Annotated in this window: 2 protein-coding genes; both read right to left on the reverse strand. The window is 74.9% G+C overall.

The features are described 5' to 3' along the window. Window position 1 precedes the first annotated feature (1 nt). Entirely contained in the window at window positions 2-6721 is a 6720-nt protein-coding gene (locus H7H31_RS33565; RefSeq protein WP_187117710.1) for a type I polyketide synthase, read from the reverse strand. Window positions 6722-6762: 41 nt separating this feature from the next. Further along, the gene (locus tag H7H31_RS00715; RefSeq protein WP_187117711.1) at window positions 6763-15636 is read right to left on the reverse strand and encodes a type I polyketide synthase; all 8874 of its coding nucleotides are present in this window, start codon (window positions 15634-15636) and stop codon (window positions 6763-6765) included. Window positions 15637-15703 lie beyond the last annotated feature (67 nt).

The raw sequence follows: 15703 nt of genomic DNA on the forward strand, positions 1-15703 counted from the left end.
TTCATGACAGGCCAAGTTCGTTGTCGATGAAGTTCACCAACTCGTCCGCCGACGCGGTGTGCAGCATGTCCGCCGCGGCCTCCTCCTCGACGGGAGCGCTCCTGGCCTTCCACTTCGCCAGCAGCGTCTCCAGGCGGGCCGTGACCGCGCCCGCGTCCAGGCCCGCGACGGCCGCGCCGGTCAACGCGCCCTCCAGCCGGGCGAGTTCGGCGAACAGCGGGCCTCCCACGTCGCCCGCGTCGCCCGAGGTGGGTGGCGCGCCGCCCAGGTCGAGCTGGTCGAGCAGGTGGCGGGCCAGCGCGGCGGGCTCGGGGTGGTCGAAGACGAGGGCGGCGGGCAGCCGCAGGCCGGTGGCGGCCGCGAGGCGGTTACGCAGTTCCACGGCGGTCAGCGAGTCGAAGCCCAGTTCCTTGAAGGAGGTGTCCGGCCGCACCGTTCCGGAGTCGGCGTGCCCGAGGACCGTGGCGGCGTGCGTACGGACCAGGCCGAGCAGTGTGCGGTGCTGTTCGCTGGCGGGCAGTCCACGGAGCTGGCCGGCCAGGTCGGCGGAGGCGTGGGCAGCGGCGGCTGCCCGGCGTGGGGTGCCGGCGCCGGCCGCGGCCAGCGCCCGCAGCGGGGTCGGCAACCCCTCGATCGGCTGGCCGGCCAGGGCCCGCCGGTCCAGGCGGAGCGCGAGGAGCTGCGGCTGCCCGTGCGCACAGGCGGCGTCCAGCATGGTCAGGCCCTGCTCGGTGCTGTTGGCCTTGATGCCGAGGCGGCCGATCCTGGCGTGGTCGGCGGCGTCGAGCCGGGCGGTCAGCCCACTGGCATCGGCCCACAGGCCCCAGGCGACCGAGAGGCCGGGCAGCCCGATGGCCCTGCGATGGGCGGCCAGCGCGTCGCAGAAGGCGTTGGCGGCGGCGTAGTTGGCCTGCCCGGGTGTGCCCAGGGCGGAGGCGAAGGAGGAGAAGAGGACGAACATGCCCAGCCGCAGATCCCGGGTCGCGGCGTGCAGGTGGGCCGCGGCGGTGGCCTTGGCCGCCCAGACGCGGGCCAGTCGCTGCGCGTCCTGGGAGGGGAACATCGCGTCGTCGAGGACGCCTGCCGCGTGGATGACGCCGGTGAGGGGGTGGGCCGGGTCGACGCCGGCGACCAGGCTCTCGACCGCTTCCCGGTCCGTGACGTCGGCCGCCACCACCCGGGCCGAGGCACCGACGGCGGCCAACCGTTCGACCAACTCGCCGGCGCCCGGCGCCTCCGGGCCACTGCGGCTGACCAGCAACAGGTGCCGCACCCGACCCGTACGCGCCAGATGCTCCGCGACGTGCGCGCCGAGGGTGCCGGTGCCACCGGTGATCAGGACCGTGCCCTCGGGGTCCAGGGTGGCCGGCACGTCCAACACCAGCTTGCCCGTGTGCTTGGCCTGGCTCAGATGCCGCAACGCCTGCCGCGCCCGCGCCAACGGCCACACCCGCGACGGCAACGGGGACAACGCGCCGTCGGCGAACAGCTTGCGCAGGGTGCCCAGCATCGCGGCGATGCGGTCCGGGCCCGCGTCGGCAAGCAGGTCAAAGGGGGTGTAGCGCACGCCTGGGTGGTCCGCGGCGAGTTGCTCGGGGTTACGGAGGTCGGTCTTGCCCATCTCCACGAACCGCCCGCCGTCGGCGAGCAGCCGCAGCGAGGCGTCCACGAACTCGCCGGCCAGACTGTTCAGGACGACATCGACACCCCGACCACCCGTCGCGTCCCGGATCGTGGACTCGAACTCCAACGACCGCGAGTTGGCACGATGCGCCGCGTCGATACCCATCCCCGACAACACCTCGTGCTTGCCAGGACTGGCCGTCGCGTACACCTCCGCCCCCACATGCCGCGCCACCTGCACTGCCGCCATCCCTACGCCACCAGCCGCGGCGTGCACCAACACCGACTCACCCGCGGCCAACCCACCCAACTCCACCAACCCGTACCAGGCCGTGAGGAACGCGACCGGCACCGAGGCCGCCTGCGGGAAGCTCCACTCGTCGGGCATGGCCGCCACCGTGCGGGCGTCGGCCACGGCCAGCGAGCCGAACGCGCCCTCGAACAGGCCGAGCACCCGGTCGCCCACGGCCAACCCTGTGACGCCGTCGCCGACCTCGACCACGACGCCCGCGCCCTCGCTGCCCGCGAAGGTCGCGCCGCCGGGGTACATGCCCAGCGCGATCAGCGCGTCACGGAAGTTGACGCCGGCGGCGCGTACGTCGACGCGCACCTGTCCCGACGCGAGCGGCGCCAGCGCCTCGGGGCAGACCGCCGTCGTCACGTCTTCCACCGTGCCGGTGGAGTGGGCGGCCAGCCGCCAGGCCCGCTCGCCGGCCGGCGGCACCAGTTCGCTGGCCGCGTCGGCCCGTACGAGGCGGGGCACGAGCACGCGCCCGTCGCGCAGCGCCACCTGCCACTCGCCACCGGCCACCGCGTCCCGCACGGCGCCCGCCACGGCGTCCGGGGCCACCGCGGCGTCCGGAGCCAGGTCGAGCAGGAGCAGTCGGCCGGGGTTCTCGGCCTGCGCGCTGCGCACCAGGCCCCACACGGCGGCGCCGGCCGCGTCCACCCACCGCTCGTCCACGGCCCCGCTGCCGCCGCCCGGCTCACCCTCGGCGACCGCGCCCCGCGTCACCACGACCAGGTGCGCGTCGGCGAGTCGCGGCGCGGCCAGCCACTCCTGCGCGACCTCCAGGACCCGGCGCGTCGCGGCCAGCCCCGCGTCGGCCCCTTTCACGCCGTCCGTGCCCTGCACGCCCTCCGCGCCGGAGGCGGGGACGCTGAGCAGCACGACCGTGGGCGTCGGCGTGCCGGCCTCGCACCGCGCCACCAGCGCCGCGACGTCGTCGTACGCCACGGGCAATCCGCCGTCAGGCAAGCGCAGGTTGGCGAGTTGGTACGGGTCGTCACCGAGTACGGCCAGCGCGGGAGCCTCCGGCCGCGTCCCGGTCGGCACCGGCAGCGGGGTCCACTCCAGCGCGTACAGGTCGTCCGCGCCACGGTCGCGCGCGGCGCGCACCTGGCCGACGTCGGCGCGCCGCAGCACCACGGACTCGGCGTTGAGCACGGGCGCGCCCACGGCGTCGGCCACGGTCAGGCCCAGCGACCGCTCCCCCGGCGCGCCGCCCGGGCGCGGCGAGAGACGCACCCGTACGGAGCTGGCCTCGGCGGCCCACAGGGACGCCGCGCCCCAGGAGAAGGGCATCCACACCTGACCTTCTCCGGCTGCGGCATTGGGGGCGGTATCGGCGGCGTCGAACAGGAGAGTCGGCTGCATGACGGCGTCGAGCAGCGCCGGGTGAACGCCGAACCCGTCACGCTCCCCCGCCGCCTCGGGCAGCTCCACCTGCGCGTACAGGTCCTCCCCCATCCGCCACGCCGCCCGCAGCCCCTGGAACGCCGGGCCGTAGGCGTAACCAGCCGCCGCCGACCGCTCGTAGAAGTCGGTCAGGTCCACCGGTTCGGCGCCGGCCGGCGGCCAGACTCCGCCCAGTCCCTCGCCCCGCGCCGCCGCGTCCGCCGGCGGGCCGAGCACCCCCTCGGCGTGGCAGAGCCAGGGGTCGGTGGATTCGCCGTCCGGGCGCGAGTAGATCCGTACGTCGCGCCGCGCGTCGGCGCCGGCCTCCCCCACCACGACCTGCACCCGAACGCCACCGGAGGCGGGCAACACCAGGGGCACCTGGAGCGCCAACTCGTCCAACCCACCGCTGCCCACCTCGTCCGCGGCCCGCAGTGCCCACTCCACCAGCGCCACCCCGGGCACCAACACGCTGCCGGCAACGACGTGCTCGGCCAGCCACGACGGCGACTGCGCGGACAGCCGCCCGGTCAACAGGCAGGAACTCTCGTCGGCCAGCTCCACGGCCGCCCCGAGCAACGGATGCCCGGCCGAGGCCAACCCCAGGTCGGCCGGGTCACCCCCGCGCCCGGTCTCCCCGCTGTGCCCGTCCAGCCAGAACCGCTCCCGCTGAAACGCGTACGTCGGCAGATCCACCACGCTCGGCGCGGGCTCACCCGAGAACCAGCGGGTCCAGTCCACCGCTACCCCGGCCGCGTACGCGTGCGCCACGGACCGCGCCAACTGCTCCAACCCGCCGTGTTCGCGGCGGAGGGTTGGTACCGCGGCAGCTTCGATCCCGGCTTCGTCGAAGGCTTCTTGGAGTCCGACGGTCAGGACGGGGTGGGTGCTGGCTTCGATGAACACGCGGTGGCCATCAGCCAGGAGCTGGCGTACGGCGTCGGCGAAACGGACCTGCTCGCGCAGGTTAGTGACCCAGTACGCGGTGTCCAAAGTGCTGGTGTCGATACGCTCGGCGGTGACGGTGGAGTAGAACGCCACCTCACCCTGAGTCGCACTGATACCGGCTAGCACCTCGTGCAACTCGCCGGCGATCTCGTCAACCTGTGCGCTGTGGGAGGCGTAGTCCACGTCGATCAGGCGAGCCCTGCCACCTGATTCCTCCAGTGCGGAGACGGCGTGCTGGACCTGCTCAGGCGGCCCGGAAACCACGGCGGAGCCGGGCCCGTTGACGGCCGCGATGCCCACTCCTGCCGCGCAGTCACCGAAGCCGGCCAGGAACTCCTCGGCCTTGTCCTGACTCAACGCGAGCGAAGCCATCGCCCCACCGCCGGCAAGTCGGCGCAGCGCCTTACTCCTCAGCGCCACCACCTTCGCACCGTCCTCCAAGGACAGCGCGCCGGCGACGACAGCAGCGGCGATCTCACCTTGGCTGTGACCCACCACAGCAGTCGGCTTGACCCCTTGATCAGCCCACACCGCAGCGAGGGAAACCATCACGGCCCACAGCACCGGCTGCACCACATCAACCCGACCCAGGTCAGCGGCGTCCACCCCGCCCCGCAGCACCTCGGCAAGCGACCAGTCCACGTACGGAGACAGCGCCTGCTCACACTCGGCCACCCGGGCCGCGAACACCGGCGAGGCTTCCAACAACCCCGCACCCATCCCCACCCACTGCGAACCCTGCCCCGGGAACACCAACACCGGGCCCACACCGCCGACGGTGGGGTGGGCGGTGTGGACGAGTTGGGGGTGGGTGTCGCCGGAGGCCAGGGCGGTCAGGACCGTGAGGAGGGTCTCGCGGTCGGGGGCCAGGGCGGTGGCCCGGTGTTCGAAGGCCGAGCGAGTGGTGACCAGGGACCACCCCACGTCGCGCGGGGAGAGGTCGGGGGCGGCGGTCACCCTGCGCAGGAGCGCCTCGGCCTGGTCGCGGAGGGCGTCGGCGGTGCGGGCCGAGAGCACCCAGGGCAGCGGGGCGTCGGGGGCCGCGGACATCGCCGGCCCGGTTGTCGGGTCGGTCGCGGGTGTCGGCTCGGGCGCCTGTTCCAGGATGAGGTGGGCGTTCGTACCGGAGATGCCGAACGAGGAGACGCCGGCCCGGCGCGGGCGGCCGTGCTGCTCCCACGGGACGTGTTCGGTCAGCAGCCGGACCGACGCGTCGTCCCAGTCGACGTGCGGGGTGGGTTGGTGGAGGTGGAGGTTGCCCGGCAGCAGACCGTGGCGCAGGGCCATCACCATCTTGATGACACCGGCGACGCCGGCTGCCGCGTGGGTGTGCCCGATGTGTGTCTTGACGGAGCCCAGCCAGAGCGGGCGGTCGGGCTGCCGTTCCCGCCCGTAGGTGGCCATGAGGGCTTCGGCCTCGATGGGGTCGCCGAGGGCCGTGCCGGTGCCGTGCGCCTCGACGGCGTCCACGTCGGACGGGCCCAGCCGGGCGTTGGCCAGCGCCTGGCCGATGACGCGCTCCTGGGCGACGTCGCTGGGGGCGGTGAGGCCGTTGCTGGCGCCGTCCTGGTTGATGGCCGAGCCACGGATGACGGCGAGCACGCGATGGCCGTTGCGCCGCGCCTCGGAGAGCCGTTCCAGGACGACCAGGCCGACGCCCTCGGAGAAGCCGGTGCCGTCGGCGGACGCGTCGAAGGACTTGCAGCGCCCGTCGGGGGCGAGGGCGCGCTGGCGGGAGAACTCGGTGAACATCAGCGGTGTGGCCATGGCGTTGACCCCGCCGGCCAGGGCGAGGGTGCACTCGCCCTGGCGCAGCGCCTGGCAGGCCAGGTGCATGGCGACCAGGGAGGCGGAGCAGGCGGTGTCGACGGTGACGGCCGGGCCCTCCAGGCCCAGGGTGTACGCGACGCGGCCGGTCAGCAGGCTGGGCAGCACGCCGGTGGTGGCGTAACCCTCGAAGCCCTCGGGGATGCGCATGGTGCGGGACAGGTAGTCTTGGCCGGATATGCCGGCGTAGACGCCCGTCCGCGTTCCCTTGAGCGTGAACGGGTCGATGCCGGACCGCTCAAGCGCTTCCCACGCGGTGTGCAGGAGGAGGCGTTGTTGCGGGTCCATGGCCAGCGCCTCGCGCGGGCTGATGCCGAAGAACGCGGCGTCGAACGTGTCCATGTCGTAGAGGAACCCGCCCTGGCTGACCGAGCTGGTTCCGTAGTGGCCCGGGTCCGGGTGGTAGAGGTTCTCCAGGTCCCAGCCGCGGTCGGTCGGGAAGTCGCCGATCGCGTCCACGCCGGAGACGATGAGTTCCCAGTACTCCTCGGGCGTGCGGGCCCCGCCGGGGAACTGGCAGGCCATGCCCACCACGGCGATCGGCTCCTGAGCCCGCTCCTCGACCTCGCGCAACCGCTGGCGCGTGTCGTGCAGTTCGGCGGAGACGCGCTTGAGGTACTCGACCAGCTTCTCTTCGTTCACCATGGGAGTCACCCGGCCTTCGGCGATGGTGGCGTCCAGCGCATTCAGGACACCCCGAGTTCGTTGTGGATAAAGTCGAGAACCTGATCCGCGGACGCGGATTCCAGTCGTTCCGCGGCGCTGCTCTCGTTCGCCGGCTTGCGTTCGGCCTTGAGCCGGGACAGCAGGCTTTCCAGTCGGGACAGCACGACGCCGGCGTCGTCGTCCGCCAGCACCGCGTTGGTCAGGGTGTTCTCCAGTCGGGTGAGGTCGGTGAGCGCCGGTTCGGCGGTGCCGCGCGCCGGGGGCTGTGCCTCGTCGGGCACGAGCCGCTGGAGCAGGTGCGTGGCGATGCCCTCCGGTGTGGGGTGGCGGAAGATGAGGGCGGCCGGCAGGCGCAGCCCCGTGGCGGCGGCGAGCCGGTTGCGCAGTTCCACGGCCGTGAACGAGTCGAAGCCGAGGTCCTTGAAGCTCGCGTCCACCTGGACCGCGTCGGCGTCGGCGTGCCCGAGCACCGTGGCCGCGTGCTCCCGGACCAGGCCCAGCAGGGTGCGGTGGCGATCGTCGGCGGAGAGCCCGGCGAGTCGCGCCGCCCAGTCCACCGGCCGTCCCGCACCGACCTCGGCCGCGCTGCGCCGTCCGCGTACGCCCGCCGCGAGCAGGCCGCGCAGGGCGGCCGGCACCGCGTCGGCGGGCAGCGCCGCCAGCGCCCGGGGGTCGATGCCCGCGGCCACCAGGTGGGCGCCGCCGTGTCGGCGGGAGGCGTCCCAGAGGGTGAGCGCCTGCTCGGTGGGGAGCGCCTCGATCCCGGAACGCGGCGCTGGCGCGGGCCCGCTGGCGGCCCAGGGCCCCCAGGCCACCGCGAGGCCGGGCAGGCCGAGCGTGCGCCGGTGGGCCGCCAGCGCGGCGCCGTACGCGTCCGCCGCCGCGTCCTCGGGCAGCCCGGCGACGCCGAGGGTGCCGGCGGCCGATGAGAACGTCGCGAACAGCGTGAGGGGCAGCCCGGCGGTGGCCGCGTGCAGGTGTGCGGCGGCGCCGGCCCGGGTGGCCCACGATCGGGCCAGGGACTCGGCGACGTCCGCGGTGGCCTCACCAGTGGTGGTGTTCGCGGCCGCGGCTGGCCGGGCCGCCGGCTGGTTGCCCGCGGTGTGGATGACGGCGGTGAGCGGGTGTTTGGGGTCGACGGCGGCGACGAGCGCGGCCACCGCCTCGGGGTCGGCGAGGTCGGCCGACGCGAACCGTGGTGTGGCGCCCAACGCGCCCAGCCGGTCCGCGAGTTCGCCCGCCCCAGCGTCGTCCGTGCCGGGTGGGCTGACGAGCAGGAGGTGCTTGGCCTGCCCCGTACGCGCCAGGTGCTCGGCGATCAGCTCGCCCAGCGGGCCGTCGCCGCCGGTGACCAGGACCGTGCCGTCCGCGTCGAGCCCGTCGGCCCCGTCCGCCGCTGGTTCGGCGGGTGCGGTGGCGCGGGTGAGGCGCGGTGCCAGCAACCGGCCGGCCCGCAGCGCGAGCCGGGGCTCGTCGAACTCGCCGGCCCGCAGCGCCACCGAGGGCAGCCCGGTGGTGTCCTCGTCGGCATCCAGCAGCAGCAGGCGCCCGGGGTGCGCGGCCTGCAGGGCGCTGACCAGCCCCCAGGCGGTGGCGCCGGCCAGGTCCCGGACGGGTTCGCCGTCGTCGGTGGCCACCGCGCCACGGGTGATGACGACGAGCCGGCACTCGGCCAGGGCGGGACGGGCCAGCCAGTCGCGCACCAGGCGCGACAGGTTCTCGGCCAGGCGCAACGCGTCGGCGGGCGTGTCGGCTCGGGTGTCGGTCGGCGTGCCGTCGCCGAGTGCCTGGGTCAGCACGGTCGCGGGTACGGGCGTGCCGTCGGCGGCCGAGGCCGCGAGTGCCGCCACGTCGGGGTAGCTGGTGCCGCGCGGACCGTCGGTGCCGGGCCCGGTCAGGCCGAGCCGGTCGTCGCCGAGCAGCGCCCAGTCGCCTCCGGCGGGCGCGTCGGCCGGGCGCGCCGTGCCGAGTTGGGCCCAGTCCAGCGTGAACAGGCCCTCCACGCCACGGCTGGCCGCGGCGCGCAGGTGGCTCCTGTCGGCGGGCCGGGTCACCAGTGCGTCGGCGGTCAGGACGGGCGCGCCGGCCCCGTCGGTGACCGTGACGCGCAGCGCCCGCTCCCCTTCCGCCGCGTCCTGGCGTGGGCTGAGGCGGACCCGGACGCTGCGCGCCTCGCCGGCCCACAGCGTCACTCCGCTCCAACTGAACGGCATCCACACCCGCCCGTCGGTGTCCTCGCCCGCCGTGGGGGCGGGGACCAGGCGCGCGGGTTGGAGCGCCGCGTCCAGCAGTGCCGGGTGGATGCCGTAACCCTCGTGGTCGCCCGCCGCCTTGGGCAGCGCGACCTCGGCCAGCACCTCGTCCCCGTGCCGCCACAGGGCGCGCAGGCCCTGGAAGGCGGGCCCGTAGCCGTAGCCGTCGGCTGCGCTGTCAGCGGTGAACTCGGCCAGGTCCACGGGCTCGGCGGCGGGTGGCGGCCAGGCGCCGACCGGCTGGTCGGGCTCGGCGGCCTCGGTCTGCGGCGGGCCCAGCACGCCCTCCGCGTGACACAGCCAGGGCAGGCTGGACGGTTGGGGCTCGTCGGCGCGCGAGTAGATCCGTACGTCGCGGCGGCCGTCCGCCGTGGCATCGCCCACCACGACCTGGACGCGCAGCGCGCCAGCGGCGGGGAGGACCAGGGGCACCTGGAGAGCCAGTTCGTCCACGCCCGCGCCGCCCACCTCGTCGGCGGCGCGCAGCGCCCACTCCAGCAGCACCGTGCCGGGCACCAGGGTGACGCCGGCCACCTCGTGCTCCGCGAGCCAGGCGTGGGTCCGCGTCGACAGTCGCCCGGTGAGCACGTGTGTGCTGCCGTCGGCGACCTCGACGGCGGCGCCGAGCAGCGGGTGCCCGGAGGTGGTGAGCCCGAGGTCGGCCGGGTTTCCGGCGCCGCCGCTGGCCGGGGCGAGCCAGTACCGTTCGCGCTGGAAGGCGTACGTCGGCAGGTCCACGACGCGTGGCGCTGGGTCGGCGGCGAACCACCGGGACCAGTCCACCGCGACGCCGGCGGCGAACGCCTGCGCCACCGACTGGGCCAACTGCGCCGGACCGCCCTGCTCGCGCCGGAGCGTGGGCACGGTGACGGCCGCCACACCGGCCTCGTCGAAGGACTCCTGCAACCCCACGGTGAGGACGGGGTGGGTGCTGGCCTCGATGAACACCCGGTGGCCCGCTTCGAGCAGCCGTTGCACGGCCTCGGCGAAGCGGACCTGTTCGCGGAGGTTGGTCACCCAGTACGCGGCGGTCAGCTCCGTCGTGTCGAGGCGCTCGGCGGTGACGGTCGAGTAGAAGGCGACGTCGGAACCGGTCGGCTCGACGCCCGCGAGGAGATCGGTCAACTCGTTGGCGATCACGTCTACTTGGGGGCTGTGTGAGGCGTAGTCCACGTCGATCAGGCGGGCCCGGCCGCCGGTCCGCTGCCAGCGTTCCACCGCGTGTCGCACCTGCTCGGGCGGGCCGGAGACGACCACGGAACCCGGGCCGTTGACGGCCGCCACGACGACGGCCGACGCCGCCGCACCCAACTCGGCCAGCCACGGCGTCGCCTCAGCCTGGCTCATGCCGAGCGAGGCCATGGCACCGCCACCGGCAAGGCGGCGCAGCGCCCTGCTCCGCAACGCCACCACCTTCGCACCGTCCTCCAAGGACAACGCACCGGCGACGACAGCAGCGGCGATCTCACCCTGGCTGTGACCCACCACGGCGGCAGGCGTCACACCCTGATCAGCCCACACCGCGGCCAACGACACCATCACCGCCCACAACACCGGCTGCACCACATCAACCCGACCCAGGCCGGCCGCGTCCACACCGCCCCGCAACACCTCGGCAAGCGACCAGTCCACGTACGGAGCCAGCGCTCGTTCACACTCGGCCACCCGCGCCGCGAACACCGGAGACGACTCCAACAACCCCGCGCCCATCCCCACCCACTGCGAACCCTGACCCGGGAAGACCAGCACCGGGCCGTGCGCGGTGTTGCCGGTCGGGGGCGCGGCGGGACCCACCACGCCGGGGTAGGTCTCACCGGCCGCGAGCGCCTCCAGGCCGACCAGCAGTTCGTCCCGGTCCTGGCCGAGCACCACGGCCCGGTGCTCGAACACCGTCCGTCGGGTCGCCAGCGAGAAGCCCACGTCGGCGAGCGAGGCGCCGGCCTCCAGGGCGGCCGGCAGCCGCTCGACCAGCGCCTTGGCCTGGCCACGCAGCGCCTGCGGGCCACGGGCCGACAGCACCCAGGGCACGACGCCGCCGCCGGCGACGGCCTGCGTCGGCGCGTCCTGTCCGGTCTGGTCCGCGCGTTCCGTGTGCTCCGAGGCGGGGGCCTGCTCCACGATGAGGTGGGCGTTGGTGCCGCTGATGCCGAACGAGGAGACGGCGGCCCGGCGCGGGCGCTCGCCGGTGCGCCACGGCACGGGCTCGGTCAGCAGGCGGACGCCGCCGGCGGCCCAGTTCACGTGCGGGCTGGGCTCGTTCGCGTGCAGCGACGGCGGCAGCTCCGCGTGGCGCAGCGCCATCACCATCTTGATCACACCGGCGACGCCGGCGGCGGCCTGGGTGTGACCGATGTTGGACTTGACGGACCCCAACCACAGGGGTTGGTCGTCGGGCCGGCCCTGGCCGTACGTGGCGAGCAGGGCCTGGGCCTCGATCGGGTCGCCCAGGGTGGTGCCGGTGCCGTGTGCCTCGACGGCGTCGACCTCGGTCCCGGCGAGCCCCGCGTTGACCAGCGCCTGTCGGATGACGCGCTGCTGGGCGGGGCCGTTGGGCGCGGCCAGGCCGTTGCTCGCGCCGTCCTGGTTGATGGCCGAGCCACGGATGACGGCGAGCACCTCGTGGCCGTTGCGCCGGGCGTCCGAGAGCCGCTCCAGCAGGACCAGCCCCACGCCCTCGGCCCAGCCGGTGCCGTCGGCCGCGGCGGCGAACGGCTTGCACCGGCCGTCGGGGGCCAGCCCGCGCTGGCGCGAGAAGCCGGTGAACATGCCGGGCGAGGCCATCAGCGTGACGCCACCGGCCAGCGCCAGCGCGCACTCGCCCTGCCGCAGCGACTGGGCCGCCAGGTGCAGGGCCACCAGGGACGAGGAGCAGGCCGTGTCGATGGTGACGGCGGGCCCTTCCAGGCCGAAGGTGAAGGCCACCCGGCCGGAGGCCACGCTGGGTGTGACGCCGGTGAGCAGGTGGGCGTCGATGCCGCCGGCGGCCTGGTGCAGTCGCGGGCCGTAGTCCTGCGCGGTGGCACCCACGAACACGCCGGTGTCGCTGCCGCGCAGCGCCGGGCCGTCGATGCCGGCGCGCTCGAACGCCTCCCAGGCGGCCTCCAGGAGCAGGCGCTGCTGCGGCTCGATCGCCTGCGCCTCGCGCGGGCTGATCCCGAAGAAGGCGGCGTCGAACTCGGCCGCGTCGTAGAGGAAGCCGCCCTCGCGGGCGTAGCTGGTGCCGGGGTGGTCGGCGTCGGGGTGGTAGAGGCCCGCCAGGTCCCAGCCCCGGTCGGTGGGGAACGGGCCCACGGCGTCGACCTGGCCGGCCACCAGGCGCCACAGCTCCTCGGGGGTGCTGGCGCCCCCCGGGTAACGGCAGCTCATGGCGACGATGGCGACGGGGTCGTCGGCGCCGGCCACGGCGGGCGCCGACCGGTGCGGCTCGGGGGATGCGGTGGGGCCGTCGCCGGTCTGGGCGCGCAGCTCGGCCGCCACGGCGGTGGGCGTGGGGTGGTCGAACGTCAGCGTGGCGGGCAGCGGCAGCCCGGCCGCGGCGCTGAGCTGTTCGCTCAGCTCGGCCGCGGCCATCGAGTCGAAGCCGAGTTCCTTGAACGTCAGGTGCGGGTCGACGGCGCTACCCGTCGCGTGGCCGAGGACCAGCGCCGCCTTGGCCCGCACCAGGTCGAGCAGTACCTGGTCGCGCTCGGCGTCGGTGAGCCCGCCCAGCCTGCTCCGCAGGGGCGAGGCGGCGGGCTCGGGCGGTGTGGGCGCGTCGGGGGCGGGTCCGGGCAGGGCCGTGCCGTTGACGCGGGCCGGGATGTGGGTGCTGCCGTGCCCGGTTCGCTGGGCGCCCGTCGGCTCGGGCTCGGCCGTCGGGCGCGGCCAGAAACGCTGTCGCTGGAAGGCGTAGGTCGGCAGGGTCACCCGAGGGCGGGTGGCGCCGTCGAAGGTTTGCTCCCAGCGCAGCGGCACGCCCCGTACGTACGCCTGGGCCACGGCGGAGGCGAGGGTGGTGACCTCGGGGCGTTGGCGGCGGAGGGTGGCCAGGGCGGCCGGCAGCGGTCGGTCGACGCCGCCTCGTCCGGTCTCGGGCAGCGCGGTGAAGCACTCGCGGGCCATGACGGTCAGCGGCGCGTCGGGGCCGATTTCGAGGAACGTGTCGACGCCGGCCGCGTGCAGGGTGTGCACGCCGGTCATGAACCGTACGGCGTTACGGGCGTGTTCGGCCCAGTAGTCGGGCGAGCCGAGTTGTCGCGCGGTGGCCACCTCGCCGGTCACGTTCGAGACGACGTCGATGGTCGGCGGGGCGAACGTCAGGCCGGCGGCGACGGCCCGCAGCCCGTCGAGCATGCCGTCCATGTGGTGGGAGTGGAAGGCGTGGCTGACGCGCAGCCGGGACGCCTTGCGTCCACGGGCGCGCCAGGCGGCGGTCGCCTCGTCCACGGCGTCCGCGTCGCCGGAGACCACGAGCGACGCCGGTCCGTTGACGGCGGCGACGCCGAGCCGGCCCGCGTACCGCGCGAGGAGTTCGGCCGCCTCGTCCTCGCTGGCCTGCCAGGCGGCCATGGCGCCCGGTTCCGTGACGGCCTGCATCAGCCGCCCCCGGGCCGCGACCAGCGCCGCGGCGTCGGCGAGCGAGAACACCCCGGCGACGTGGGCGGCGGCGATCTCGCCCACCGAGTGGCCCAGCACGTAGTCCGGCGTCAGGCCCCAGGACCCGACGAGCCGGTAGAGGGCGACCTCGATCGCGAACAGGGCCGCCTGGGTGTACGCGGTCTGGTCGAGCGCGCTGGGGGCCGCGTCCGGCGCATCGGGGGCAGCGGGTGCGTCCGATGCGTCGAGTGCGTCCGGCGCGGTGAACAGGATCTCGCGCAGCGGTCGGTCCAGGTGGCCGTCGAGGCAGTCGAGGGCCGCGTCCAGGGCGGCGGCGAAGGCCGGGTAGGTGTCGTACAGCTCGCGGCCCATGTTCAGCCGCTGGCTGCCCTGGCCGCTGAAGAGCAGCGCGACCTTGCCGCCGGTGGTCCGGCCGCGCGCCAGGCCGGGGGCGTCCGCGCCGCGCTCGGCCGCGTCCAACAGGGCCAGCAGCTCGTCCCGCTCGTGTCCGTGCAGCACGGCGCGGTGGGCGAAGGCCGTACGGCGGGTGGCGAGCGCGTGCCCGACGGCCGCCGGGTCCGCGTCGGGCTCGTCGGCCAGGTGCGCGCGCAGCCGCGCGGCCTGGGCGCGCAGCGCCTGCTCGGTCCTGCCCGACAGCGTCCAGGCGACGGGGGCTGGGCTCGGGTGGGCGCGGCGCGTCGGGTTGGGCGCGGCGGTGTGCGGCGACGGGGTCGGCTCGGGCTCGGGTGCCTCGGTGAGCACCAGGTGGGCGTTGGTGCCGCCCATGCCGAAGGCGCTGACGCCGGCGACCAGGGGTTGGTCGGCCCGTGGCCACGGGCCGAGCTCCTGCTGTACCTCAAGTCCCAGGGTGGCCAGCGGGATGCGCGGGTTGGGTGTAGCGTAGTTCAGGCTCGGCGGCAGCGCGCGGTGCGTGATGGCGAGCGCCACCTTGAGCAGTCCGACGATTCCGGCGGCGGACTCCAGGTGGCCGACGTTCGTCTTCGCGGAGCCCACGCGCAACGGCGTCGTGGCCGACCGGTCCCGGCCCAGCGCGGCCCCGAGGGCCGCGGCCTCGATCGGGTCGCCGACGGGCGTGCCGGTGCCGTGCAGCTCCACGTACTGGACGTCGGCGGCGGCCGTCTCCGCCTGTGCGTAGGCGCGGCGCAGCACCTCTTCCTGGGCGCCCTGGCTGGGTGCGGTGAGCCCGTCGGTGGCGCCGTCGTTGTTGAGTGCGCTGGCCCGGATGACGCAGTAGACCGGATCGCCGTCGCGCAGCGCCGCCGCCAGGGGGCGCAGCAGCACCGCGCCGCCGCCCTCGCCCCGTACGAACCCGTTGGCCCGAGCGTCGAAGGTGTGGCACCTGCCGTCCGGGGAGAGCCCGCCGAACTGGGCGGTGGCCGCGTCCATGCTGTCCTCGCTGAGGATCAGGTTGACGCCGGCGGCCAGCGCCCGGGTGCACTCGCCGCGGCGCAGGCTCTCGCAGGCCAGGTGCACGGCCACCAAAGCGGAGGACTGCGCCGTGTCGACGGCCAGGCTGGGGCCGCGCAGCCCGAGTCCGTAGGAGACGCGGTTGGCGATGGCGCTGCGGTGCAGGCCGGTCATCGGGTAGCGGTTGTCCGCGAGTGCGCCGTGCCGGCGCAGCAGGGCGGCGTACTCGTCCCACATGGCGCCCACGAAGACGCCGGTGCGGCTGCCCGCGAGGGTCTCGGGGAGGGTGCCCGCGTCCTCCAGCGCCTCCCAGGCCAGCTCCAGCATCAGTCGCTGCTGAGGGTCCATGGCGAGCGCCTCGCGCGGCGCGATGCCGAAGAATTCGGCATCGAACGCGTCCACGCGGTCCAGGAATCCGCCCCAGCGAATGGAACGGGCCCGCTCGGCCGCGCCGTTCGCCGCGTCGACGCTTTCCGCGTACCGACGGTCGTCCGGCATCGCGGAAATCGCGCTTTCACCATCGCGTAACAGTCGCCAGAATTCCCGGGGGCTCGCCGCCCGTGGAAATCGGCAGGCGAGACCCACGACGGCGATGGGAGTTACGGACCGGGGTGACCGGGTGGGATCGGTGCTAGCCATCACGCCTCGTACGGAGCTCAGCAGGAAAAGACTTCCGGTCGTCTTGGGTCATTGGCGGCACTCCGCT

The organism is Streptomyces buecherae (assembly GCF_014295035.1).
Classification (GTDB): Bacteria; Actinomycetota; Actinomycetes; order Streptomycetales; family Streptomycetaceae; genus Streptomyces; species Streptomyces youssoufiensis.

What these genes read in the sequence shown, in the direction of transcription:
- H7H31_RS33565 (WP_187117710.1), bottom strand. Translation starts at nt 6,721, where the DNA reads ATGGTGAACGAAGAGAAGCTGGTCGAGTACCTCAAGCGCGTCTCCGCC.
- H7H31_RS00715 (WP_187117711.1), bottom strand. Translation starts at nt 15,636, where the DNA reads ATGGCTAGCACCGATCCCACCCGGTCACCCCGGTCCGTAACTCCCATC.